Raw genomic sequence first — 24,773 nt, forward strand, 5'->3', positions numbered from 1 at the left:
GAAGCCGCTCTACGTTCTACGTCGACGGGTGAGGTCCTTTCTGGACACTCGCATCGTTACTTGCGCCACCGCTTGAGAGGCCTGAAAAGGCACGGCGCTGGCTCTTTTTTCGGGAGGAACACGTGATCGAACTCGATACCGAAACGCTCAGACGCTACGACAGCGAATACCTCTGGCACCCCTTCACCCAGATGAGCGAGTGGGAAAACGCGGAGAATATCGTCATCACCAGGGGGGAAGGCTCCTACATCATCGACTCAGAGGGGAACCGCTATCTCGACGGGGTGGCCGCCATCTGGACCAACGTGCACGGGCACTGCCGCAAGGAGATCAACGAGGCGGTGAAGGAGCAGGTGGACCGGCTGGAGCACTCGACCCTCCTGGGGCTCTCCAACGACCGCGCCGCACTCCTTGCCAAGCGATTGATAGACATCGCGCCCCAGGGACTGGCCAAGGTCTTCTACTCCGACAACGGCTCCACCGCCGTGGAAATCGGCGTGAAGATGGCCTTCCAGTACCAGCAGCAGGTCGGCAACACCGAGAAGAAGAAGTTCATCCGCTTCGATAACGCATACCACGGCGACACGGTCGGCTCGATGAGCGTCGGGGGGATCGCCATCTACCACGAGGTCTACGCCCCCCTGCTCTTCCCCACCATCATGGCGCCCTCCCCCTACTGCTACCGCTGCGCCCTTGCCCCGGAGGGGGATTGCCGCAGCTGCGGTCTCCTCTGCCTTCAGGAACTCGAGAGGCTCATGAAGGAGCACGCCCATGAACTGGCCGGCCTCGTGATCGAGCCCTCGGTCCAGGGGGCCGGCGGCATGATCGTGCAGCCCCCGGGCTTCGTGAAGGGGGTGCGGGAACTCTGCGACCGCTACGACGTCCTCATGATCGCGGACGAGGTCGCGGTCGGGTTCGGCCGCACCGGTGCGATGTTCGCCTGCGGTAAGGAAGGGGTGACCCCGGACATCATGGCCATATCCAAGGGGATCTCGGCCGGGTACCTGCCGCTGGCCGCCACCCTCACCACCCGCAAGGTCTACGACGCCTTCTGGGGCGCCTACAGCGAGCTCAAAACCTTCTTCCACGGCCACACCTTCACCGGCAACCCCATCGCCTGCGCCGCGGCGCTCGCGAGCCTCGACCTTTTCGAGACGGACCGCCTGCTGGAGCGGCTCCCGGAGAAGATCGACTACCTCCAGGACCGCCTGCAGCGGCTCATGGAACTGACCCACGTAGGGGACGTGCGCCAGGAAGGGATGATCGCCGGGATCGAGCTGGTCCGCGACCGGCACAGCCGCGACCCGTACCCGTGGGAGGAGCGCGTCGGAGTCCGGGTCTGCCTGGAAGCGAGAAAGCACGGACTTTCCCTCCGCCCGCTGGGGAACGTGATCGTCGTATTCCCTCCCCTCTCCATCTCCCTCGACGAGCTTGCCATGCTCATGGACGGCATCGAGGCATCCATCCGCAGCGTCACCGAGTAGCGGGTTCCCGCGACGCCGAAAGTGTACCTCCCGTCCCTATCCTCCCCCCTGGGGAGGAGACGAAGCAAAAAGCTCTGGCATCGCCCAGATTCATCCAGTAATATAGTGAACTTCGCCACTGCCCCTCTTCCGTTGGGAGAGGGACGGTGGCGGGGGGGTTGCGACCTGCACAGAGGCCGCCGACGGCATCCCCCTCACCCCCCTGCGGGCACCCTCTCCCGCGTGGAGAGGGACTGGCGGAGCTGACCGCCCTTTTGCAAAAAAACAGACAGCAGGCATTACCTCAAGGAGCACTTCATGGAACTGATCGACAGCCATTCCCACATATACGGCAGCGAGTACGCTGAGGATTTCGAGGAGATGATGGATCGTGCCAGGGAGGCGGGAGTCGGCACCATCATGGCCGTCGGCGCGGACCTTGAGTCGAGCCGCGAGGCCGTCGCCCTCGCCGCTTCGCGTCCGAACATCTACTGTTCGGTCGGGATCCATCCCCACGACGCGGCCGGCGTGACCGAGGCGGACTACCAGGCCGTGCGCGAACTCGCACTGAACAACCCCAAGGTGGTCGCCATCGGGGAGGTCGGCCTCGATTTCTTCCGTGACCGCTCCCCCCGCACCGACCAGGAGGAGGTGTTCCGCCGCTTCATCAGGATGGCACGGGAGCTCTCGCTGCCGCTCATCATCCACGACCGCGACGCCCACGACCGCATCGTCGCCATACTCAAGGAGGAAAGGGCCAACGAGGTGGGAGGGGTGCTGCACTGCTTTTCCGGCGACCTGGCCATGGCGAAGGAGTGCATCGAGATGAACTTCATGATCTCCATCCCGGGAACCGTCACCTACCCGTCCAACGAGGCGCTCAGGGAGGTGGTCCGGGGGGTGAAGATCGAGAAGCTCATGGTGGAGACCGACGCCCCCTACCTCACCCCGGTGCCGCACCGCGGGAAGAGGAACGAGCCGGCCTTCGTCAGGTTCGCGGCGGAGCGGATCGCCGAAGTAAAGGGGCTCTCCCCGGACGACGTCGGCCGCATCACCTCGTTCAACACCAGGAGGCTGTTCCGGATCGAACAGGCCGCGACGCAGGAAGACACCATCGCCTACAAGATCCGCAATTCGCTCTACCTCAACATCACCAACCGCTGCTCGAACCGCTGCACCTTCTGCCCGAAGTTCGAGGAACTCGCGGTGAAGGGACACGAGCTTAAGCTTTCGCACGAGCCGAACTTTGCCGAGGTTATCGCCGCCGTCGATGCGGCTTCGGGTTACGACGAGGTGGTGTTCTGCGGGTTCGGAGAGCCTTTGATCAGGCTGGACCTGGTCAAGGAAGTGGCCGCCGAGTTGAAACGGCGCGGCCTGCGGGTGAGGATCAACACCGACGGCCAGGCGAACCTGGTGCACGGCCGGAACATCCTTCCGGAGCTGAAAGGGCTGGTGGATGCCCTGTCGGTGAGCCTCAACGCGGCCAACGCCGAGGATTACGACAGGCTCTGCAACACCCCCTTCGGGGCAGCGGGATTCGCCGGCCTCTGCGATTTTCTCAGGGAGGCCCCAAAGCACGTGCCGCAGGTCACGGCGAGTGCGGTGACGGTGCCAGGGCTGGACGTGGAGCAGGTGAGGAAACTCGCCCTGTCCCTCGGGGTCGAGTTCCGGGAGCGGGAGTACTCGGAGGTCGGCTAGCGGGTGTCGGCTGGCGGGAGGGTGAAGTAGAAGGTCGCCCCCTCGCCGGGCCTCCCCTCCCCCCACACCTTGCCGCCCATGCGCTCCAGCATGCGGCGCACCATGGACAGCCCCAGCCCGTGGCCGCGGAAGCGGCTGCCGTCGTGCAGTTTCTGGAACGGGAGGAAGAGTTTCCCGGCCTGGGCCATGTCGAACCCTTCCCCGTTGTCCCTTACGTAGCAGATGCCGTCGTTTTGCCCGAAGGCGATTCTGGTGCAGCCTTTCAAGGCGCTGTACTTCCAGGCGTTCCCCAACAGGTTTTCCATCACGCTGGCCAACAGCTTCTCGTCGCCGGTAACCACCACACCGTCCTCGATCTCCAGCGACACCTCCCGCTTTGGGTCCGTGATCCTCAGTTCGGACATGATGCGCAGGGCCATGAGGCTCAGGTCGACCGGCTGCAGGGCCGGCAGCGCCGATTTCACCTCGGAGAAATCGAGCATCCGGTCCAGGGTCTCCTCCATCCGCTCCCCACCTTTGATGATGCTGGCCAGGTATTCCTTCGCGGGGTCGTCCAGCTTGTCGCCGTACCCCTCCAGCAGCAGCTCCCCGTAGCCGTAGATGACACGGAGCGGGGTGCGCAGGTCGTGCGAGACGGAGTCGTAGAGATACTCGAGCTCGGCGTAGGCCTGGCTCAGCTCCGAGGTCCGCTCGGCCACGCGCCGTTCCAGGTGCTCGGAGGCCTTGCGGAGCTGGTCGGACAACCTCCGCTCGTTGGCAAGCCTCATCGCGTTGCGGACGCTGATCCCGATCACCGGCGCGATCCCCTGTATCAGGTTCAAGTCGCTTTGCAGCAGCCCCCCTTCCCTGCTGGCATCGTCGACGGCCAGCACCCCCAGGGCCTCCCCTTCGCAGACTATCGGTGCGCAGATGAAGGACCGCACCCCGAGCGCGCTGATCAGGGCGTAGTTCTCCGGCTCGGCCTGCCCCCTTATTTCCTCGATGTCGCCCACCAGCACCGGCTGCTGGGTACGGAAACAGGAGACCAGCACCCCCGGGGAGGACGCTGCGGCCAGAGGGAACTCGATGCTGCGCACCCTCTCCTCGTCCTCGGTGGTGAGCCCGAAACATCCCTGTAGAACCAGTGTGTTACGTTGCGGGTCGAGCAGGACCACGATACCCCGGCCGTAGCCGAGCCGTTTGTGCAGGACCTGGTTCACGCTCGAGAGGATCTCTCCCAGCTCGGTCCTGGTGGCGATGACCTGGCCGATCTCGTTGATGGCGAGGGCGCGGTCGAAGTTCTCCTGGACCTGCGAGAGGAGCCGTTCGCTAGAGCCGCGCATGCTGGTCAGCGAGGAAAGCAAGGCCTTGCGCTCGACATTACGGCTCAAAAGGGTGAAGGAAAGGTACGCGAGGAGCCCGAGAAAGAGAGCCGGCCCGAGCAGCGTGTGATTGTAGAACAGATCGCCAAGGAGCCCGGCGAGCAGGAACAGCGAAATGACGCGCTGCGCCAGCAGCAAGCGGTTGGTCATCGAGGGGCGCCACCGGATCAGATAGCGGCAGACCTCCCCCCCCTTGAAGACGCACTCGGGATGCTCGATCTCGGGGAAGTCGTGGTCAAAAAGCAAAAAGGCAGCTTCGAAGAAGCCGACCCTGTTTTCGCACTGGCGCGGGTTTTCCTGCACCCCTTCGTTGAAGGCGACGGTGAGCTCGATCTCGCGAGGCCCGGTCTTGCGCGCGGTGCAGCGGGAGGAACGGGTGAACCTGGGGGCGATCCTGTTGATGAAATAAAAGATGTACTCCGGGCCGATCATGCCGAGAAAGAACGACCTCAGCGGGCCCAAGACCTCGGGAGAAGCGGAGTAGCGGCCTGCTTCGCGCGCAATGCCCTGCTCGCCGGTGGCCTGCACCAACTTTTCGTGGAAACGGTTCACCTGGCGCTGGGTGAACCAATGTCCCGGGTCGGACACCTCGTGCCGTTTCATGCCGGCGTGGGCCAGCAGGGCGTGCGTATCGACGTTCGGATACCTTTTACGAAGCAGCTTGAGATAGGAATCGAAGATTCGGCTGTTATAGAGAGGGGAGTCCGGGGACGTTGGCATCTGCAACCTTTCATGCATATATGGCGCTGGAGTTTACCGGCATCCAGGACGAGAATCAATCAATTTGTTCCCCTTCCTTCCCGGATATTGGGCACGATCGACCACAACTTCCACGACGGAAAGGGCGGTTTAATCAGCGAAAATTAGCGTGACGGCCGTTACAGACCAGGTCGTCGCGAACCGGCCCCTCGCATCCCGCGTGCTCGTCAGGATATCCCGTGTCCAAAAACACATTAGAATGTGATTCTAATTACTGACTTTATTACTATGAACCCCGATATTACCATTGCACCATCCTCTATGGTGCCGGTTAGGAGTCTCGGAGCAGCAAGGAGAACATTTCGCGCGGCGGACGTCGTAGGAAGCCGTAATTATTCAAATATAATCCAGTCGGTGCGGGAGCGGCCTCCTGCACCGGCAGCAGTCCGCGGCGCATGAAAGTTTGGCGCAAAACGTGCAGAAATAATCCTTTACGTAAGGATGCCTGCCCCCCGGGGCACATTACGACTTGAGCTGGAGCCCCCCCTGTGACACAGGAAATCGCGAACATGCCTTTTGGGGATCTGCTGACGGAGTTGAAGAAGCTCCCCATGCTGGCGCGCTACAGCCTTACGCTATATCGCAGGCGTAGCGGCACCGTTGCGTCCGCCCGGCGTTTCGAGTCCTGTGCCACCCTCGTCGAGGATCCCCTGTGCCGAGAGGTCTCGCGGCATTTCTTCGAGGAGGACATGGAGGTGTTCTTCGAGGAGGGAACCCCCTCGGTCTGCCGCTATGGCGGCGGTTTCTTTGGTTTTCTGATCCCCTTCAACATGTCGGGAGAGGATTTCTGCCTGGTGGGTGACGGCGTCCGCGAGGAGTCCATAGACCTGTGGCAGCTGGCATCCCTCGCACATAACGGAGGGGATGCCTTTTCGCTGCTTCCTCACGTGGAATCGCTATGTACGGCGAACTACGAGGAGGTTGAGGAGGTCGCCGAGCAGGTAAGGCGCAGGGTCGAGCTGTACAGGCTCCCCTCGCGCACGCAGCAGGAGCTCCCGGCTGTGGCGCACCCGCAGGACGCGGTCGGCGACGAGGCGCTGTACGCCGTGTCCCAGGCTCTGGAAAGGTTGGACAAGGTCGGCACCGTTACCGCCTGCATCGCCATCTGCTGCGAGACCATCGTCACCGCGTTTCAGGCCGCGCGCATCGCCGTCGCCCTCCCCGACGCCGAAGGAAAGTCCTTCCCGGTGACCGGCGTCTGGGGACTTCCCGAGGAGTTGGGAACCATCGACGGCGACTCGCTGCAGCTCCTCGTGGCGCCGGACAAGGCGAAGAAGACCGTGCTCTGGGACGGCAAGATGCGCGCCGCCCTGCCAGAAGTGACGGCCACCGTCTGCACCGTTTTCCCGCTCAAGGCACAGGGAGAGCGGCTCGGTTTCCTGGCCATCTTCGATACCGACATCCTCCCCAACGCCGCGCTGCTCATCTCCATGCTCGCCGGCGCCATGGCCGGCAAGCTCTCGGTTATCGTCAAGGACGCCACCCGCAGCAAGGAGAACGCCCTTTCCGAACGGCTCATGTCGCTCACCGACACGCTCCTGCAGATCGACAGCAAGGACCTGCTTTACGAGTCCATACTGAAGATCGCTTCCGATCTCATCGAGGCGACCCAGGGGTCCATCATGCTGATCGACAAGGACGGTGTCGGGATGCAGATCGTATTCACCCTCGGCATGACGCTCAACATAGCCCGCTGCCTGCAGCTCAAGGTCGGCAAGGGGATCGCCGGCATGGTCGCCAAGACCGGGCAGCCGCTGCTGGTCAACGACGTCGAAAAGGACAGCAGGGTCGCCATGGCCAACAGGCTCCGCTTCAAGTCGAAGTCGCTCATCTGTATCCCGCTCAAGCTGAAGGAGAAGGTGATCGGGGTGCTGAACCTCTCCGACAAGAAGAACCTGCGCCCGTTCACCCACTCCGACCTGCAGCTGCTCACCTCCTTCGCCAACCTCGCCTCCCTCATGATCGAGCGCACCGAGGTGCTGGAGGAGTCGGAACGCTTCGAGCAGCTCTCCGTCACCGACCCCCTCACCGGCCTTTACAACCGCCGCTTCCTGAAGAGCAGGCTGGAGGAGGAGCTGAACCGGAGCATACGCCAGGGGCTGAACCTCACCGTCATCTTCATCGACCTCGATTTCTTCAAGAGCTACAACGACCTCTGCGGGCACCTAGCCGGTGACGAGGCGCTCAAGCTCACCGCCGACATCATCAAGGATTCGCTGCGCGAGATGGACATCGTTGCGCGCTACGGCGGCGAGGAGTTCTGCGCCGTGCTGCCGGGAACCTCCAAGGCGGAGGCGATGATCGTGGCGGAGAGGATCCGTTTCGAGATCGAGAGCAAGCGCTTCCCCGGAGAGAGCGACATCCCCCTCAGGCGCCTCACCGCGAGCCTGGGCGTGGCCTCCTTCCCCGAGGACGGCAGGACCTTCAACGACCTGGTGCACGCCTCCGACATCGCCCTTTACGAGGCGAAGGCGCGCGGGCGCAACAGGATCGTTGCCGCGCGCACCTCCTCGCAGTCGGCAGAATCGAAGCACGAGGCACCGGAACCGCGCCCGGTGCAGACCCAGAGCAACCTCGCTAAGACCCTGGATTTCAACACGTATTTGGAAGCCTCGCTGCAGTCGAAAAGCTGAAGATCGCGGCGGCGTCTCCCCTTCCCCGGCCGAACCATATCCCGACCTCACCTTTCACACCCGGACACCATATTTTTTCTTCAGTCACACATCGTTTTAATAGTGAAAAACTATCCGAATCATGCTAATAATCGCTACGCGTAGCCGATGGACGCTTTGCGTCCCACTGAGAACATTGGCCCACTGATAAAACGCCACAGCCAATAGTTTCTCCAGTCGTCATCAAGGCGGCCATGAGGTAGTGATGAAAGACGCCAGCAAGATTTTACAATTTGCCCGGCCCGACACTGTAATAGAGTTTTCTCCCGGATCCGAAAAGGAGGTCGGGCTCAATAAGCTGATCAACAAACTTAATTTCGTCAACTTCCAAGAAGACTCCATCCTTGTCAATTTCCGGCACACAAAATACCCCCGAACGGTAACGGTCGAAGCGGTTCCCCTCCCCTGTTTGAAAAACAAGCTCGAATGCCGCTGGGTCTCGGTCGACTCGATCAACGCGACCACCAACGGTTGTGCCTTCGAGAGCATCTTCGTGGTCAGCGGCCACCGCATGATCACGGCGACACCGGAACTGATCAGCATCAGCGACGAAGGCGCCGTCTTCCTTCTTCCCGAGAAGTGCATCGAGGTCAACTACCGCAAGTCCCGGCGCCACCCGTGCCAGGGTGTCTCCGCGGAGCTTTTCCAAAACGGGGCCCGTTTCCAGGGAACCCTCATCGATTTCAGCGCCATCTCCTTCAGGATCCAGGTCCAGGGCGACGGCAGCCGCACCTTCAATTGGATAAACAGCGAAGCGCCGCTTCAGGTGGTGTTGACTAACGACAGCACGACCCTGTACTCCGCCGAGTGCCGCATCACGTCGCAGACCCTCGGGCACAGGGACAGGATCTACCTGCTTGAGCCGTTGCAGGGACGCATGCAGCGCTTCAAGGCGAAGGAAATCCGCAGCTGCCGGCACGAACTGCTCCCCCTCCCCAACGCCGTGTTCAGGCACCCCTTGAGCCAGAAAAACGTCGACCTCAAGGTGCTGGACATCTCCGGCTCCGGCTTCTCGGTCTGTGAGGACGTGGAGTCGAGCGTGCTCCTCCCCGGCATGATCCTCCCCGAGCTCGAGCTGCGCATCGGCAACAGCTTCGCCACCAAGTGCTCCGCCCAGGTCATCTACCGCGACGACGCCTCCAAGCAGGAGAAGGCGCCCGTGGTGAAGTGCGGCCTGTGCTTTTTGGACATGGACATCAGGGACCACGTAAGCCTGCTGTCGCTTCTCTATCTCGCCAAGAACAGGCACTCCTACGTGAGCACCCAGGTGGACCTTGACGACCTGTGGCAATTCTTCTTCGACACAGGCTTCATCTACCCGGAGAAGTACCACTTCGTGCAGGTAAACAAGACCCACCTCAAGGAGACCTACAAGAGGCTCTACACGGAAAACCCCGGCATCGCGCGGCATTTCATCTACCAGGAGCACGGCAACATCCTGGGGCACCTGGCGATGCTGCGCTTTTACCAGGGGACCTGGCTCGTGCATCACCACGCGGCCAACAAGTCCGAGTCGAACCAGGCCGGGCTGATTGTCCTCGACCACCTTTCCAACTCGATCAACGACTCCTACAACCTGAAGTCGTCCCACATGGACTACCTGATCTGCTACTACAAGCCGGAGAACAGGTTCCCCGCCCGCATCTTCGGCGGATTCGAGAAGCATCTGGACGACAAGAAGGGCTGCTCGACCGACACCTTCGTCTACTTCCACTACCAGCGCACCTTCTCCGACAACTGGAATTTCGCCGGCCCCTGGAGTCTCACCCGCACCACCCGCGAGGACCTGCTGGAGCTCGAGGCGTTCTACGAGCAGCACTGCGGCGGCTTGATGCTGAACGCCCTCGACCTGGAGCCGGGCATGAGCGACTGCAACGATTTGTCGCACGATTACCAGCAGGCGGGTTTCTCGCTGCAGCGCCACCACTACACCCTGAAGCGCAACGGAGTAGTGAAGGCGGTGGTTATGATCAACGTCTCCGACGTCGGCCTCAACCTCTCCGACCTCACCAACTGCGTCAAGGTGCTGGTGCTGGACCAGGAACAGTTCCCCAAGGAGATCCTGTTCATAGCCCTCTCCATCATCACGCACAAGTACCAGCAAAACGACATACCGGTGATGGTGTACCCGGAAAGCTACGCCGAGGCCACCAACCTCCCCTTCGAGAGGAAGTACACCCTGTGGGCCTTCAACGCCCAGACGCAGACCTCCAACTTCATCAAGTTCCTAGGCGACCTCCATAGCCGAAACAAAAGCAAAAAGACGCACGGGACGGCGGCAAACGGTACCTAGGGCTACGAGATGAGCACACCGCTATACAACAGCAGCATTATCGACACGTACATAAAGCTCATCAAGAGCAAGTACAACTTCGTCAACATCGGCGACTTGCTGAGCTACGCCAACATGACACCGCTGGAGGTTGCCGACCAGGGTCACTGGTTCACCCAGGAGCAGGTCAACCTCTTCTACGAGCGGTTGCTCAAGCTGACCGGCAACGAGAACATAGCGCGCGAGGCAGGCAGGTACGCGGCGTCCCCGGAAGCGATGGGGATCCTCAGGCAGTACTTCCTCGGGCTCGTAGGTCCGGCACGCGCCTACAGCCTCATAGGCGACACGGTCAACAGCAACTTCGTCAGGTCCTCGGTCTACACCTCGAAGCAGCTCAGCGGCAACAGCTACGAGATCACGGTCACCCCCAGGCCCGGCACGCAAGAAGAACAGTACCAGTGCCAGAACCGGATGGGGTTCTTCGAGGCGGTCGCCAACCTCTTCCAACCAAGGCTCCCCCGCATCGAACACCCCGAGTGCATGTTCAACGGCGACCCGGTCTGCCGCTACATCGTCACCTGGGAACAGACCAACGCCGGCTTCTGGCAGTTCACCCGGAACTACGCCGCCATCGCCGTCTTCATCATCATCGCCTTTTGCTACAAGGCCGATCAGATGAAGACCATCTACCTGGTGGCGCCCTGGGCGCTGGTCCTGCTCATGGCCATCAAGATCTGCTCGCTGCGCAGCGAAAAGAGCGCCCTGCTCACCAGCCAGAAAAGCCTCAAGGACCTGACCGACAACCTGTTCAAGCGGATGGAGATCAACTACAACAACGCCCTGGTCACCAACGAGATCGGCCAGGTGATCAGCAGGCAGACCGAGGTGAAGGAGATCCTCTCCAGCGTGATCCAGATCCTGGAAAAGCGCCTCGATTACAGCCGCGGCCTCATCCTGCTCAGCAATCCGGACAAGTCGAGGCTGGTCTTCCAGGCGGGATTTGGCTACCACGACGAACAGCTGGCCTTTCTGGGCAAGACCACCTTCCACCTGGACCGCCCCGACTCCAAGGGTGTCTTCGTGATCTCCTTCCGGGAGCAGCGCCCCTTCCTGGTCGCTGACGTCAAGGACATCGAGGGGAACCTGTCCGGCAAGAGCCAGAACTTCGCCAAGCAGCTCCTCTCCCAGACCTTCATCTGCTGCCCGATCATCTGCGAGGGTGAATCGCTGGGGATCATCGCCGTCGACAACCTGAAATCGAAGCGGCCGCTGGTGCAAAGCGACGTGTCCCTGCTGATGGGGATCGCCCCCGTTATCGGCATCAGCATGCGCAACGCGAAGCTGCACGAGGCGAAGTCGAACCAGTTCAGCTCGTTTTTGAAGGTCATGGCGGCGTCGATCGACGCCCGGGACCCGCTCACCGCCGGCCACTCCGAGAAGGTGACCGAGTACTCGGACGAGATCTGCGAGGAACTGGGACTCCCCCGCGCCGAGCGGGAGATGATCAGGGTGGCGGCGCTTCTGCACGACTACGGCAAGATCGGGGTTCCCGATGCCATACTGAAGAAAAACGGCAGGCTGTCCGACCTCGAGTACGAGATCGTCAAGACCCACTGCCACAAGACCCGCGACATCCTGGAGCAGGTCAATTTCGAGGGGATTTACCGGGCAGTGCCGGAGATCGCCGGCGCACACCATGAAAAGGTCGACGGCTCCGGCTACCCGAAGGGATTAAAAGGGAAGGACATACCGCTGGGGGCGAAGATCATCGCGGTGGCGGACTTCTACGAGGCGGTGACCTCGCAGCGCCACTACCGCGCCCCGATGCGGGTCGAGGAGGCCTTCCGCCTGCTCAGGGAAGGGGCTGGGAACCATTTCGACAGCAACATCGTCGAGGCGCTGATCACCTGCCGCCTGCGGGCCGCGGAGGAGAGCCCCCCGGCGGCGCTGCACGAGGCCTAGGGCTTGCGCCCGCGGCAGGAGATGATCGGTGTGTAGGTGAAGCGGCGGGGATTGGCGAAGAAGGCGCGGAACTCGCTCAAAAACTCCTCGTACCCCCCCTCGTACTCGTCGAAGCCGTAGCCCGACCTCTTGGCGGCCACCTCGACCTTCTTGGTCCAGTTGAATTCGTCAACCTCTTTCAGTTCCCCGAAGATCTGGTGGTGCGCCTCGACCTTCACGTCGATGTCCTGGAAGCCGAGGTCGTAGAGAAAGGAGTACAGCTTCCTCCCGACGTAGGGGTCGAAGTTGTCGTTTTCTTCCAGGCTCTTGATGGTGGCGGCCACGGCACGCTCCATGCGCGGGGATTGGCCGAAATGGCTGAGGCAGTTGTGATCGAGGTCGATCAGGCAGAGTATCCCCCCCGGCTTCAGCGCCGCCGAGATGTTGCGTACCAGCTCGAAGCAGTGGGAGAGGTGGTACTCGAGGACGAACCTGCACCAGGCGAAGTCGAACTGACCCACCCCGGCGAGCGGCTGGTACAGGTCGCAGCGCTCGAAGCTTACCGTGCTGGAACCGTAGTGCTGGCGGGCAAAGGCAAGCCGCTGCTCGGACAGGTCGACCCCCACGGCCCGACCTCCCGGCTGCACCAGTTCCCCGAGCATGCTGGTCGTTTTGCCGGGGCCGCAGCCGATATCGATGACACTCATGCCCGGCGTGAGGCCGGCCCAGCGCGCCTGCTTCTCGGTCACAGCGTTGTCTGTCTTCATGTCGAGCCGAAGGGATTCTCCGGCGTGCTCCATAAGGTACCGTCTTTCTGACTGCATCAACTGCTCCCGTTAACCGATTTGAATGACTGGGCTTTTAACACAAACCCCTTGGCGGAGTCAACCACGACCGCCATGTTACCCGTTGGCGAGGCCATTCGTCAACGTCGCATACGACACAAATGAAAATCCTACTTCAATTCCAGGAGGGTCTATGAACTACAGGAAGGGTCTGATCGCGGGGCTTTTGGCCTCGGCGGTCTCGTTGGGAGCCGGTGCTCCCTCGGCGCATGCCGCCGGTTACGCCGTTTTCACCCACGGGGCCAGCGCCCTGGGCCAGGGTAACGCGGTGACCGCGCACGCCAGCGACGCCAGCACCATCTTTTACAACCCGGCCCTAATGAACCGGCTCGACGGGACCCAGCTGCTGGTAGGCACCACCGCCATATTCTCCTCCCGCGAGTACGCGAGCTCCATCGGCGGCAATCCGTCCTCCGACGATTCGCTCTTCTTCCCGAGCCACCTCTACGTCACCCACAAGTTCAACGACCAGGTGAGCGCGGGTGTCGGGATCTTCAACCCCTTCGGCCTGGGCACCAAGTGGGCCGACAACTGGGACGGCCGCTACATCGCCACCAGGTCCGACCTGAAGACCTTCGACATCAACCCGGTACTTTCCTACCGCGTGCTCCCGTCGCTGAGCCTTGCCGCCGGGGTCGACGTGGTGCTGCTCGACGCGACGCTGCAGCGCAAGATCCCCTCTGCCGCGCTCACCCCTTTGCTCGGGTACGCCCCGGGCACCGACATCAACCAGAAGTTCAAGGGAGACGGCACCGGCGTCGGATTCAACGTGGCAGCCGCCTGGGACCCTTGCGAGCACCTGACCGTCGGCGCCTCGTACCGCAGCCAGGTCTACGTCGACGTATCGGGTGACGCCGTTTTTGCCAGCCCCGCCCCGCTGGCGCCGCCGGTCACCGTCCTGAACAGCGGCGGGAAGACCGACCTCACCCTCCCGCCGCAGTTCACCGCAGGCGTCGCCTTCAAGGGAATCGACAAGCTGACCCTGGAGGCGGGCGTGCGCTGGGAGGGGTGGTCCAAGTTCAAGAACCTGAACATCCGCCTCGACAACGGCAACTCGTCTCTCACCCCGAGAAACTGGAAGGACAACTGGGGGCTCAACCTGGGGGGGAGGTACCAAGTCGACCCCAGGGTCGCGCTGCTGGCCGGCTACGTCTACGGGGACAGCGCTGTGCCCGACAGCACCTTCGACCCCTCCATCCCGGACGCCAAGACCCACGTCTTCTGCGTCGGCACCGATGTCGACCTCAAGCCCTTTACCGTCGCCGTCGCCTACGGCTACCAGTACTACGAGAACCGTAACAAGAACAACACCATCTACGGGCTTCCCGGCATCGCGGCCACCTCGGCCAACGGCAAGTACCAAAGCGACGCGCACCTGGTCGCCCTCTCGCTGGGGTACAAGTTCTAGCCCGCCGGTCATACCGCATGAAAAAAAGGCCTCTTCCCAGCAGGGAGAGGCCTTTTTTCATATCGTGACAGGCGCCGTCGGAGCCGGTCCCCTGGGTCCGTACTGACAACATCCCCTCGCCCGCCTGGAGAGGGTGGCCGAAGGCCGGGTGAGGGCGCTGGCAGCTGCAACTACCTGCCGAAACTACTTCCTGGCGAACTTCGGATCAAGGCTGCGTGCCAGGTCGTCGTAAGCGACCAGCGCCTTGATCTGGGGGGCGGTCTTCTTGACGGTGGCGTCGAAGAGCTGCAGCTTGCCGTTGAACGCCTGCGCCTTGTTCTTCAGCGAGGCGGTGCTTTCGGCCAAAAAGCTCTTCTCGGCCTTGTCGTCGCTCTTCAGGAAGGACTTCGCCTTGGTAAGGGCCTCGTCGCCGGAGCCTACGTAGTGGTTCACGCTCTCCAGGAAGGAGAGCGAGGAGGCGGAGAGCTGGGAGGTGGTGATGAGGCGGTCCTGCACCTCCGACATCCCCTTCAGCAGGTCCTGGTCGGCGAAACGCACCAGGTCGGAGACGTCCTGGTTGTAGGTGGGCTTGTTCGGGTCGAGCGCGTCGGCGCGGGAGAGGAACTGCTGCGAGGTCCCCAGGTACCTGTTGATGGAGACCGATGCGGCGCCGAGGGACACCGCGGAGTCGGATACGAACTTGGTGAAGAGCGAGGCCTGTCCCGCGTACGGAATCGGGAAGAATTTCACGAAACGCGCGGCGACTGAACTGGCCTGGATGTACTTGGAGTAGCTGGCAACGTGTCCGGACATCCATTTCACGTAGCTTTCGAAGTCGGCCATGGCCTGGCGCTGGCTGCGCACGTCGGCGGTGATCTCCTTGAGCTTCTTGGAGTTGCGGGCGGCAAGGTCGGCGGAGCTGATGCTGCAGCTCTCCAGGGCCTTGATTCTCTCCTGCAGGAGCGCGTTCTCCTTGGTGAGAGCGGCGATGGCGGCCGCCTGGTCGGAGGGCGCTGCGGCGACAGGAGCCGGGATGGGCGGGGCCATGGGCGCTGCCGCGACAGGTGCCGGGATGGCCGGGGCCACGTCGGCGCCATGGGCCAGCGGCGCTGCGACGCAGGCGCCCAGGAACGTGAGGGCGATAACGGTGCGGATCTGCACGGGTAAACTCCTGGTTCGTTATTGTGGACCGGGGGGGAAGATACAACAATCGCCCCGGCGAAACAAGGCAAAAGAGCAGGCATGGCACCCGGTACGTCCTCCCTCTCCCACCGGGAAAGGGGCGTGGTGAGGGCGTTGGCCGGACGAAAAAAGGCCGCGCCTTGCGGCACGGCCCGGTCGGGCAGGTCACCCTCCCCTACTTTTCCTTGAAGTTGATGCGGTAGCTAAAGCCCTTCGGGTCGTACCAGTCCAGCACCTTCCCCCCCACTTCCGCGTAAGGATAGCCGAAGGTGTTGAGCGGAGCGCCGGCCTGCGGCGGGTTAAGCACCAGGTCGCGCCCCGACGCGATCTTGAAGCGGTAAGGATCGATGCCGCCCCAGAAGTACTCGCGGTACTCGCGGGTCTTCGCGTCCTTCAGTTCCAGTTTTTCGACCAGCATGGCCTTTCTCACGTCGGCCGGGTCGACCGGCACCCACCCGGTGCCCGGGAGGAAGAACTCGACCCAGCAGTGCTGCCAGGTGGTGACATCCTCCTGCGCCTTCTTGCCAAGGCGCAGGCCGAACACCTCGCGCGCCGGTACACCGGCGGCACGCGCCAGCGCGATGTAGACCGAGGAGATGTCCGTGCATTTGCCGCCCGGCTTCTTCAGCAACTCGCAGACGTCCCCCTTGCCGCAGCCCACCGTGGCCGGGTCGCGGTACATGTTCTCGCAGGCCCAGTCGTAGATCGCCTTCGCCTTGTCGAGAACGGTCGTCTTCCCCTTCACGATGCTGTCCGCAAGCTTCTTCACCTCGCCGTCCACCGGCCCCATCGAGGTCGGCTTCAGGTACTCCGCGTAGTCGTCCCGGTTCCAGGCGGGCTCCTTGGCGGAGAGGTTCTTGATCCGGACCTCTTCGCGCTGCACGGTGAAGCTGTAGACCAGCTTGCGGCTCTTGGCGTCCTTGTCCCACCGGGCGTAGAGCATAGGCGTGCCGTTGGCCTGGTCGGTGTAAACCGCGGAAGAGGCGAAATCGCCGCTCACCTTGACGTCGGTCACGTTCTGGTACGTGTCGGAGACCGCGTAGGGGATCCAGAGCCTGGTCTCTTTGCCCGCCTCCTGCTTGGAAAGATCGACCTCGACGGTGACCTGGCCGCTGCGGCTCTTGGCCCAGGCGGCAGGGGCTAGGCAAAGGGAAAACGCCAGCATCGTTAACAACAACCTCTTCATTCGTGCTCCTTTGTTTCTTGAAGTGATGGTATAAGTGACAGCCGTTACAACTTGGATTTTACGACCGGAAACCCGGCCTCCTTCCACTCGGCCAGGATGGACTGGAAGATGGAGGGATAGGCGAGCTTCATCAGCTTGCGGTAGGCCGAGTAACTGCGTCCGCCGCTGTTGCAGTAGACGATGATTCCTTTCTCCTTGGGGAGAACGCCCGACTTGGCGGCGAAGGTCTCCGCGGGGATGTTGATCGCCCCCTCGATGTGCCCTTCGGCGAACTCGAACTCGTCACGCACGTCCACCAGCACGTAGGCGTCCTTTTTCTCCGCCAGGATCTGTTTGAGCTGCGCCGGGGTGAACTTGGTGGTCTCTATCTTCTTGGCGTACTCGGGGCCGGCCACGATCGGGTAACCCTTCTCTTCCCAAACCGGGAAGCCGTCGGCGTAGACGGTCAGGTTGGTGTATCCGGCCTCCCTCGCCTTTGCGGCGACCTTCTTGCTCTTGCCGCACTTGACCCCGTTGCAGTAAAAGACGATCAGCGCCCCCTTGTCCCGGGGGAGCAGCGCGATGTTCTTGTCGAACTCCTTGTCCGGGATGCTGATCGCGTTAACCAGGTGGGCCACCTGGTACTCGTCGTTGGTGCGGGCATCAACCAGGGTGAACACTCTTTTCTCCTCCAGCATGTCCCTCAAAACCTCGCTGGAAACGGTTTTGAAGTCGGCATCCGCGGCAAAAACAGGCATCGCGGCGGCCAGGAGCAAGAGGAGCGTTAACAGGGAAAGGACCGAGCTGCCGATAAAACGGGTGATGCTTTTCATGGTGGCCTCCATTTAATTGACATGACATGACAGAATCGACATGGTACCTGCAGTCGTCGAACAGTTCTCCGCGCGGCAAGCCTCTCAAGGGCGCCCTCCCCTCCTGGATCCGATCACCTCCAGGAAGGCCTCGATACGCACCTTCAACTGCTCCGTGTCGGATTCGGAATAGTCGGTCTCGATCTGCAGGAAGGGGACCTGCACCGTCTCCTGCAGGTGGCGCTTGACCGTGAACGACTCCACGTTGTAGGTGTGGCACCCCTGCCAGGTAAGGTCGATCACACCGTCCGCCGCGAACTCCTGCACCAGTCTTTCCAAAAGCTGCAGCCGCCCGGTGTTGGGCGACATGCACGAACAGGGAACCCGCAGGTACTTTTCCGCTATGGAACGGAGCAGGTCATTGCCGGGCATGACCGGATCCACCTTCTTGTAAGCGCCGCAACTCTCGAAGCAGACCACGCTCCCCCCCAGTTCCTCGACCAGGCGCACGACCTTTTCGGAGCCGATCCCGACCGGCACCCCGGTCAGCAGGATGCGCGGGGTCCGGAGGTTGAAGGGAGACCCCCCGCGGTCGCTCAGTTCGGCCAGCTCCCGGGTCAGCCGGTCGATCAGCTCGATCGCCTCGCGCTTGTCCACCGTGAAGCCGCGGTTGTGCAGTACGGTGAGCAGATCCATGCCGGAAATGGGCGCTGGTCTTCTTTTCAGCAGATCCTGCAGGGCTTTGAGAGAGCGGCGTTCTTCGTTGAGAAGCAGCACCGCCGCGGCCAGTTTCTCAGGGGTGATCTGCACGTCGAACGCCTGCTCCAGGCGCGTGATCAGGCGTTTCAGCTCCAGGACCCAGTATTCGAGCGCCGCCTCGTCCTGTACCTGGGGCAGTTGCATCAGGTGCAGAGGTTTCATCTGCCCCAGCAGCTCGTACATCTTCTTCTTGCCGTCGCAGGTGGTCTCGGCGAGGAGCAGATCGGAAAAATGAAAGAAGGGGCAGGTGTCGGTGAGCGCGAAACCGTAGCTGGACTTGATCAGCGGGCAAAGCGAACGCGGCAGCACCTTCTCGGCGGCGGGGATGGGCGTCGCGCTGGTCCCGCACAGTGAAACAGGGATCGCGCCGGCGGCAACGATCAGCTCCACCGGCGAAAACAGGCAGTAGGTGCCGACGACCTTCCTGCCGCGGTCCTTGGCGACCTTGAGCGCGATTGCGTTTCTTTCCCTGAGGCCTGCGATCTCGTCGAAGGCTGCACAGACGTCCCTCATGCCTCGAACCCCATGATCGCGGCACCCAGCGCACCGACCATCTGCGGCGCCTGAGGAACACACATGTCGACGCCGAGGGTGGTACCGATGGCACGGCAGAGCTCACGGTTCAGCGCAACGCCGCCGCTGAAGGTGACCCGGTGCGAGAGTGCGACCTTCCCCGCCAGTCCCTGGATCCTCCCCGCGATGGAGTGGAAGATCCCGGCCGCGATGCTCCCCTTGTCCACCCCGCGCGCCAGCAGTCCGATCACCTCGGACTCGGCGAAAACGGCGCACATGCTGGAGATCGGTGCCGGCGTAGCCCCGACGGCGAGTTCCCCCAGCTGTTCCAGGGAAACGTCGAGCACGCCGGCCATGACCTGCAGAAAACGCCCGGTGCCTGCGGCACACTTGTCGTTCATGGCGAACTCGGCCACCCGCCCCTGTTCATCGACGCTGATCACCTTGCTGTCCTGGCCGCCGATATCGATCACGCTGCGGGTTTCAGGGTGAAGGAAGTGGGCTCCGCGGGCGTGGCAGGTGATCTCGGTTACCTTCCTGTCGAATATGGGGAGGGAAACCCGGCCGTAGCCGGTCCCGACGATGCTTCGTACCTCCCCTTCGGCTATACCGGCACTCTCCAGCGCGCGACGAAGAGCCTCGAGCCCTGCGGCCTTTGGGTCCCAGCCGGTGGGAACGACGACGGCGGCGCGGATCTCTCCGTCGAAGATGACCGCTTTTGTCCCTGTCGAGCCTATGTCGATTCCTGCTGCTACCATCTGATGTCTCTCGCTGAAATAGGGTGTCGGAAAGAGGTGGGGGATGCGGGAAAAGCAGGTGACATCATTAACTAATTGACCGGCGGGAGTCAAATTGATAAATTCGATGAAACAAATAACCCGGATCGTAATATTTAATAGGAGGGGGCGTGAACCTGAAGCAGCTCGAGGTTTTCATCAAGGTGGCAGAAAGCGGCAGCTTCTCCAAGGGAGCCGAAGCCACCTTCATCACGCAGTCCACGGTGAGCCAACATATCTCCGCACTGGAGAGCGAATTCGGCATGAAACTGCTCGATCGGACCGGCAAGGGGGCCCTTCCCACCGAAGGGGGCAAGATCCTCCTGGAACGGGCCCGCAAGCTGGTGGAGTACGCCAGGGAAATACCCGTCGCGCTGGCGCGTTTCAAGGGGATCGAGGAGGCGGAACTGAACATCGCGGGAAGCAGCATACCGGGGGAGTACATGATCCCGGCGGCCCTCCCCCTCCTGATCAGCCGTTTTCCGGGTGTGACCATCGTGCTGAGGCAGGGCGACAGCCGGGACGTGCTCGGAAAGCTGCTGTCAGAGGAGGTGGAACTGGGCGTGGTTGGCGGTCGTTTCGAGGAAGAGACGCTCGAGTTCGCCCCCTTTGCCGAGGACGAGCTGGTGCTGATAGCCCCCTTCGGGCACCGCTGGGGCGAAAAGAGCGCGATCGGCAAGGAGGAACTGCTCGGTGAGCCGGTGGTACTGCGGGAAACCGGTTCCGGTACCGGCAAGGCAGCCGCCCAGGCATTGCGCGAGGCGGGGATCGACCCCGGCACTTTGCGGGTCGCGGCGCACCTCGGGAGCAACGAGGCGGTGAAGCGGGCAGTGATCGCCGGGATCGGCGTATCCTTCGTCTCGGCGGTGTCGGTGCAGCACGAACTGGAACAGGGAACCCTGATCCAGGTTCCCGTAGCCGGCGTCTCCATCAAGCGGCAGTTTTACCTGGCCAGCCGCAAAGGGCGCGAGCTGTCGCCGGCAGCGCTCGCTTTCAGGGGCATCATGCTGGAAATGTACCGGGGCAATGGAGCGTTGCCGGTGGACAGTTGAAGTACCGGAGGAACCATCGACCGTCGTGAGCCAGGCATCGAGAGCCAGGCGTCCAAACTGTAGGGGCGAATAATCATTCGCCCAGACCGTCAGATCAGACAAAACAAGAGTGCCGTTTCATGTCCGATCGGGAGGAAGCGGTTTCAGTTATCCATCGTCAACTGTCCATCCTCGAACTTCTCTGTCTCTTGCGCTCGGAAGCCGCCTTCTTGTCGGAAAGCCGCTTTTCCTTGGCGCCGCGCGGCACCTTGGTGGCGATCCGCTTTTTCCTCTTCTGCTCGCGCCTGCGCAACAGCTCGGCCAGACGCTGAAGGGCCGTCTCCCGGTTTTGTGCCTGGGAACGGCTCTCGCTGGCTTGCGCCACGATCCCGGTCGGGAGGTGCCGGATGCGCACGGCAGAGTCGGTCGTGTTGCGATGCTGCCCCCCCGGTCCCGAAGCGCGGTAAAACTCCACCTTTATTTCTGATTCCTTGATCTCTGCCATCTTCCTCTTCCTTGTCGTTGCCGAATCGGTGGACTATACCACGTCTGCGGCACACTCCCTAGTCTTCACGTTGGCTTCGCGGCGGAATAAGCGGACATTTACCCGTGCGGGTAATGCCTGGCGCGGCGCGCGAGGATCGGGCACCGGATCCCGCTGTTGATGTCATGGCCGATATTTGCTACATTGACCACCTTTCCACTACTACACCCGCCACAAGGAGAGTTGCACATGCCCGTCATCACCATCGACCTCGGTACCATCGAGAACAAAGAGAAAAAGGGCCAACTGGTGCAGGCCTTGACCGACGCAGCCAGTTCCGTCACCCAGATCCCCGCGGACAAGTTCATCGTCTTCATCAAGGAAATGGAGCGGGAAAACATCGGCGTCGGCGGGAAACTGCTGTCGGACATCCTCAAGTAAAGGTCATGGAGGCCATATGAAAAAGAGTTTGGGGAAAGGGACCCACGCCATGCCGACCCCGGTCTGGCTGGTAGGCAGTTACGATATGGCGGGCAAGCCGAACCTCGCCACGGTGGCCTGGGGCGGCGTCTGCAGCTCCGACCCGGCAGCGGTCACCATCTCCCTGCGCAAATCGCGCTACAGCTACGACGCGATCCTAAGGCGCGGCGCCTTCACCGTGAACATCCCGTCGCAGCAGTTCGCCGTCGCGGCCGACTACGCGGGGATCGCGTCCGGCAAGAACGAGGACAAGTTCGCCCAGGCGGGACTCACCGCGGTGAAGAGCGATCTGGTGGATGCCCCTTACGTCGCGGAATTCCCGCTCGTCATCGAGTGCCGCCTGCTGCAAACGGTGGAGATCGGGGTGCACACCCAGTTCATCGGCGAGATCGTTGATGTGAAGGCGGACGAGTCGGTCCTCGACGCCAACGGCCTCCCCGATCCGGCCAGGGTGCTGCCGCTCATCTACAGCCCGACCAACCGCGTCTACTACGGCCTGGGCGAGCCGGTGGGCAAGGGATTCGACATCGGCAAACAGTTGATGAAGTAACTGGATGGTTCCCGTTCCTACGGTATAATCGTTCGCGTCATCACACCTAGGGTGCCGGATCCCCTGCCGACGGCAAGGCGGCGCCCCCATCGGGGACGCACATGGACGACGAGACCTTCAAGAACGAGGTGCTGGACCGGCTGCAGCAGATCATAGAGATGCTGACCTCCATTCTCCCGGAGGCCTGCATCGAGGAAGCCGGGGAAACGCCTGCATCCCTCGCCGCCACTGAAACGGCGCAGGCAAGCAATCCGTACGGTATCGACGAAGAAATGCAGGACGGCTACCGCTTTGCCAGGGAGAAATGGAACCTCGAACACGGCGGCGCCTGAACAGGACGCTGCAGCTCACCAACCGGCCGGAGCACCCCGCGGACATTGCGCGGGTGCACCGGCCTTTCTTTTTTGGTCCCTGCCGTAATTGCCCCCGAAGCGCTGCGCGAGAGCCGCGTCTCCCCTTTACCTCGCCTCAGCGCCTGAAACAGCGCCCGGCAACGAAACGCGCCTCGAACTCCAAGGTAACCCTTCTCAGCGGCTCGTCCAAAAAGCGCAGCGCCCTTTGGGCAATCGGGAACGGAACCCCGCCGTAAAAGGCCTGCGCGACACCGCCGGCGATACAGGCCAGGGTATCGGAATCACCTCCAAGCGAGACGGCAAGCCGCAGGGCGCTCTCGAAGTCCTCTGAATCGAAGAACGCGGCCAGCGCCTGGGGCACCGTCCCCTGGCAGGAGACGTCGAAGCGGTAACCGGGACGGATCTCGTCGCAGCTCCGCGATAGGTCGTAGCCGAAGCGTCCGCTCACGAAGCTGCGTATCTCCTCCTTGCCGGCGCCGCTGCGCCCGAGGTAGATCGCGGCTGCCGCGGCCTGCGCGCCCCTCACCCCCTCGGGGTGGCCGTGGGTGGGAAGGGTGTACTCCTCGGCCTTTTGCAGTACGTCGTCAAGGGAATCGAAGGCCCAGGCAGCAGGCGCGATGCGCATCGCGGAGCCGTTGCCCCAGCTTTGGTAGGGGGCGGCGTCCTCGCTTGCGGCCCAGAGCGCAAAGTTTTTGCCGTACCCGGCATCCGGGTAGCTGCGATAGTAGCGCCGCATCACCTGGGCGTACGGCTCGCCCCCCATGATCGCGTCGGCCAGCGCCACGGTGAGCACCGTATCGTCGGTGAAGCGGCAGTGGTCCTGGAACAGCGGGAAGGACGTGGTCTTTATGTTGTTCCACTCGTAGATGGAGCCGACAATGTCGCCGGCCAGCGCACCGAGCATGTCACTCCCCCTACCCCTTCTGCCGAGGTTTTGGTATCATCACTTGCCATGAACTACCTCTTCCATCTCTACTTGTCCGGCGACGACCCCGCCACCCTCACCGGCAACTTCATGGGGGACTTCGTCAAGGGACCGCTCGCCGACCGATTCCCTGAGCCCCTGCGCCAAGGCCTGGAGCTGCACCGGCGCATCGACTCCTTCGCCCAGAAGCACCAAGGCTTCACCAACAGCCGCCTGCGCATCGCGCCTGAGTTCGGGCTTTACCGGGGCATCCTGGTCGACCTCTACTACGACCACTTCCTGGCCACCGGCTGGGGGCAATGGCACCAGGAACCGCTGCCGGTCTACCTGAAGCGCGTCAGGAGGATCGTCGAAGGGAACCGGTCCCTGCTGCCGGAACCCTTGCAGAGGTTGGTCCCGGTGATATTCGAGGACATGATCCCCTCCTACCTCACCACCGACGGGGTTGCCGGCGCCCTGGAGCGGATGTCCAGGCGCGTGAAGCGGTCCAACCCACTGGCCGGTGGCGGCAGGGAGCTTACCCGCAACTACCACGCTTTGCAAGAGGATTTCCTGGAATTCCTGCCCGAGGTGCACCGGTACGCGCAGGAGTTTTTACAGCGCAGAACAGGTTGAGCCGCTTCACCTTTGATACTGTCTTTTTAGAGGGCTCATTGTTTTTACACCGGCCGGGATTGTCACAGTGACGCCGGCCACTGTATCCCCGCCCCCCTCCACATCCTCCAAATCGGTCCTTTTAGAAAAAAGCCCCCCGTCCCATACTCCATGCAGAAACTTCAATAGCGAAAAATCACACGTTCAGTCATTAAATCGCAACAATCCGCTTGAATAGAAACCCGCACCGCGGTAAATTAAAGCGCCGTATTGATGTCGCACCTGGAGAAGACCGATAGACACGATCCACCTGCTCATCTTCGCCCTCGACGGCCAACGCTACGCTTTGAGCCTGGATCAGGTCACCAGGGTCATCAGGGCGGCCGCGCTTACCCCGATTCCCCATGCCCCGGACGTCGTGCTCGGCATCCTCGATCTGCAAGGGGAAGTTATCCCCGTCATAAACCTGAGAAAAAGGTTCCGTCTGCCGGAGCGAGGCATCGGGTGCGAGGACCAGTTCGTCGTGGCGCATACCGGGAGGCTCCAACTGGCCCTGCACGTGGACGGCACCGAGGGGGTGCTGCAGCAGGCTGCCGGTTCGCCGGTTTCGGCCGACGAGATCGTGGCGGGCACTGAATTCCTGGCCGGCGTTACGAGGACCACGGAGGGGCTGGTGCTGATCCACGACCTGGATACCCTGCTCTTCCCCGACGAAGAGGCGCAGATCCGCGCGGCGCTGGAAAAGGTGTAG

20 protein-coding genes and 1 pseudogene are annotated in these 24,773 nt (G+C 62.3%); 12 read left to right on the top strand and 9 right to left on the bottom strand.

Annotated elements, in window-relative coordinates; all coding sequences use genetic code 11:
• Positions 1-122: 122 nt before the first annotated feature.
• Together bioA and KOM00_RS12745 are read left to right on the top strand one after the other, a co-directional pair.
• On the top strand, positions 123-1,484 hold the full coding sequence (gene bioA / locus KOM00_RS12740) for an adenosylmethionine--8-amino-7-oxononanoate transaminase (RefSeq protein ID WP_216499316.1): 1,362 nt from the start codon (positions 123-125) through the stop codon (positions 1,482-1,484).
• A gap of 297 nt (positions 1,485-1,781) precedes the next feature.
• Positions 1,782-3,161, top strand: coding sequence for a TatD family hydrolase (locus KOM00_RS12745; protein ID WP_216499317.1), 1,380 nt, complete (start codon positions 1,782-1,784; stop codon positions 3,159-3,161).
• Here KOM00_RS12745 and KOM00_RS12750 read toward each other — a convergent pair.
• On the bottom strand, positions 3,158-5,242 hold the full coding sequence (locus KOM00_RS12750; protein ID WP_216499318.1) for a sensor histidine kinase: 2,085 nt from the start codon (positions 5,240-5,242) through the stop codon (positions 3,158-3,160). The genes KOM00_RS12745 and KOM00_RS12750 overlap by 4 nt on opposite strands.
• Positions 5,243-5,790: 548 nt before the next feature.
• On the opposite strand from KOM00_RS12750, the gene KOM00_RS12755 reads away from it, so the two are divergent.
• From KOM00_RS12755 to KOM00_RS12765, 3 genes are all read left to right on the top strand, one after another.
• Positions 5,791-7,914, top strand: coding sequence for a sensor domain-containing diguanylate cyclase (locus tag KOM00_RS12755; protein ID WP_216499319.1), 2,124 nt, complete (start codon positions 5,791-5,793; stop codon positions 7,912-7,914).
• 448 nt (positions 7,915-8,362) lie between these two features.
• Entirely contained in the window at positions 8,363-10,246 is a 1,884-nt protein-coding gene (locus tag KOM00_RS12760) for a PilZ domain-containing protein (RefSeq protein WP_236026931.1), read from the top strand.
• Positions 10,247-10,255: 9 nt separating this feature from the next.
• Complete coding sequence (locus KOM00_RS12765; protein ID WP_216499321.1) at positions 10,256-12,187, top strand: HD domain-containing phosphohydrolase; 1,932 nt, start codon at positions 10,256-10,258, stop codon at positions 12,185-12,187.
• Here the strand turns inward: KOM00_RS12765 and KOM00_RS12770 are convergent.
• Positions 12,184-12,990 carry a methyltransferase gene (locus KOM00_RS12770; protein ID WP_216499322.1) on the bottom strand — a complete coding sequence of 269 codons (807 nt, stop codon included), beginning with the start codon at positions 12,988-12,990 and terminating at the stop codon, positions 12,184-12,186. The two genes, KOM00_RS12765 and KOM00_RS12770, sit on opposite strands and share 4 nt — an antisense overlap.
• A 154-nt stretch (positions 12,991-13,144) precedes the next feature.
• Here KOM00_RS12770 and KOM00_RS12775 point away from each other — a divergent pair, with 154 nt between their 5' ends.
• Positions 13,145-14,419, top strand: a complete 1,275-nt coding sequence (locus KOM00_RS12775; RefSeq protein WP_216499323.1) for an OmpP1/FadL family transporter — start codon at positions 13,145-13,147, stop codon at positions 14,417-14,419.
• 183 nt (positions 14,420-14,602) lie between these two features.
• On the opposite strand, the gene KOM00_RS12780 is transcribed toward KOM00_RS12775, so the two are convergent.
• From KOM00_RS12780 to KOM00_RS12800, 5 genes are all read right to left on the bottom strand, one after another.
• Positions 14,603-15,559: a hypothetical protein gene (locus KOM00_RS12780; RefSeq protein ID WP_216499324.1), complete on the bottom strand. Its 957-nt coding sequence runs from the start codon at positions 15,557-15,559 to the stop codon at positions 14,603-14,605.
• A 196-nt stretch (positions 15,560-15,755) separates the two neighbouring features.
• Positions 15,756-16,766: a transglutaminase-like domain-containing protein gene (locus tag KOM00_RS12785; protein ID WP_216499325.1), complete on the bottom strand. Its 1,011-nt coding sequence runs from the start codon at positions 16,764-16,766 to the stop codon at positions 15,756-15,758.
• A 44-nt stretch (positions 16,767-16,810) separates the two neighbouring features.
• Positions 16,811-17,578 (bottom strand): rhodanese-like domain-containing protein, encoded by a 768-nt coding sequence (locus KOM00_RS12790; RefSeq protein WP_216499326.1) that lies wholly within the window; start codon positions 17,576-17,578, stop codon positions 16,811-16,813.
• 84 nt (positions 17,579-17,662) lie between these two features.
• Entirely contained in the window at positions 17,663-18,829 is a 1,167-nt protein-coding gene (locus tag KOM00_RS12795) for a double-cubane-cluster-containing anaerobic reductase (RefSeq protein ID WP_216499327.1), read from the bottom strand.
• Positions 18,826-19,587, bottom strand: coding sequence for an acyl-CoA dehydratase activase (locus KOM00_RS12800; RefSeq protein ID WP_216499328.1), 762 nt, complete (start codon positions 19,585-19,587; stop codon positions 18,826-18,828). Before KOM00_RS12800 ends, KOM00_RS12795 begins: the two co-directional genes overlap by 4 nt.
• Before the next feature lie 149 nt (positions 19,588-19,736).
• Here KOM00_RS12800 and KOM00_RS12805 point away from each other — a divergent pair, with 149 nt between their 5' ends.
• Positions 19,737-20,657 carry a selenium metabolism-associated LysR family transcriptional regulator gene (locus KOM00_RS12805; RefSeq protein WP_216499329.1) on the top strand — a complete coding sequence of 307 codons (921 nt, stop codon included), beginning with the start codon at positions 19,737-19,739 and terminating at the stop codon, positions 20,655-20,657.
• Between the two features lie 157 nt (positions 20,658-20,814).
• Here KOM00_RS12805 and KOM00_RS12810 read toward each other — a convergent pair.
• Positions 20,815-21,135 (bottom strand): annotated as a pseudogene (locus KOM00_RS12810) (peptide chain release factor-like protein); the annotation flags it as partial.
• 234 nt (positions 21,136-21,369) lie between these two features.
• Here KOM00_RS12810 and dmpI point away from each other — a divergent pair.
• From dmpI to KOM00_RS12825, 3 genes are all read left to right on the top strand, one after another.
• The gene (dmpI, locus tag KOM00_RS12815; protein ID WP_216499331.1) at positions 21,370-21,561 is read left to right on the top strand and encodes a 4-oxalocrotonate tautomerase DmpI; all 192 of its coding nucleotides are present in this window, start codon (positions 21,370-21,372) and stop codon (positions 21,559-21,561) included.
• 16 nt (positions 21,562-21,577) lie between these two features.
• Positions 21,578-22,150 carry a flavin reductase family protein gene (locus KOM00_RS12820; protein WP_216499332.1) on the top strand — a complete coding sequence of 191 codons (573 nt, stop codon included), beginning with the start codon at positions 21,578-21,580 and terminating at the stop codon, positions 22,148-22,150.
• Positions 22,151-22,251: 101 nt separating this feature from the next.
• A complete protein-coding gene (locus KOM00_RS12825; protein WP_216499333.1) occupies positions 22,252-22,482 on the top strand; it encodes a hypothetical protein in 231 nt (76 codons plus the stop codon).
• Between the two features lie 136 nt (positions 22,483-22,618).
• On the opposite strand, the gene KOM00_RS12830 is transcribed toward KOM00_RS12825, so the two are convergent.
• A complete protein-coding gene (locus KOM00_RS12830) occupies positions 22,619-23,407 on the bottom strand; it encodes an ADP-ribosylglycohydrolase family protein (protein ID WP_216499334.1) in 789 nt (262 codons plus the stop codon).
• Between the two features lie 30 nt (positions 23,408-23,437).
• On the opposite strand from KOM00_RS12830, the gene KOM00_RS12835 reads away from it, so the two are divergent.
• Together KOM00_RS12835 and KOM00_RS12840 are read left to right on the top strand one after the other, a co-directional pair.
• Positions 23,438-24,043 carry an acyl carrier protein phosphodiesterase gene (locus tag KOM00_RS12835; RefSeq protein ID WP_328758467.1) on the top strand — a complete coding sequence of 202 codons (606 nt, stop codon included), beginning with the start codon at positions 23,438-23,440 and terminating at the stop codon, positions 24,041-24,043.
• A gap of 295 nt (positions 24,044-24,338) precedes the next feature.
• The gene (locus KOM00_RS12840) at positions 24,339-24,773 is read left to right on the top strand and encodes a chemotaxis protein CheW (RefSeq protein ID WP_328758474.1); all 435 of its coding nucleotides are present in this window, start codon (positions 24,339-24,341) and stop codon (positions 24,771-24,773) included.

The organism is Geomonas diazotrophica, from assembly GCF_018919385.1.
GTDB lineage: Bacteria > Desulfobacterota > Desulfuromonadia > Geobacterales > Geobacteraceae > Geomonas > Geomonas diazotrophica.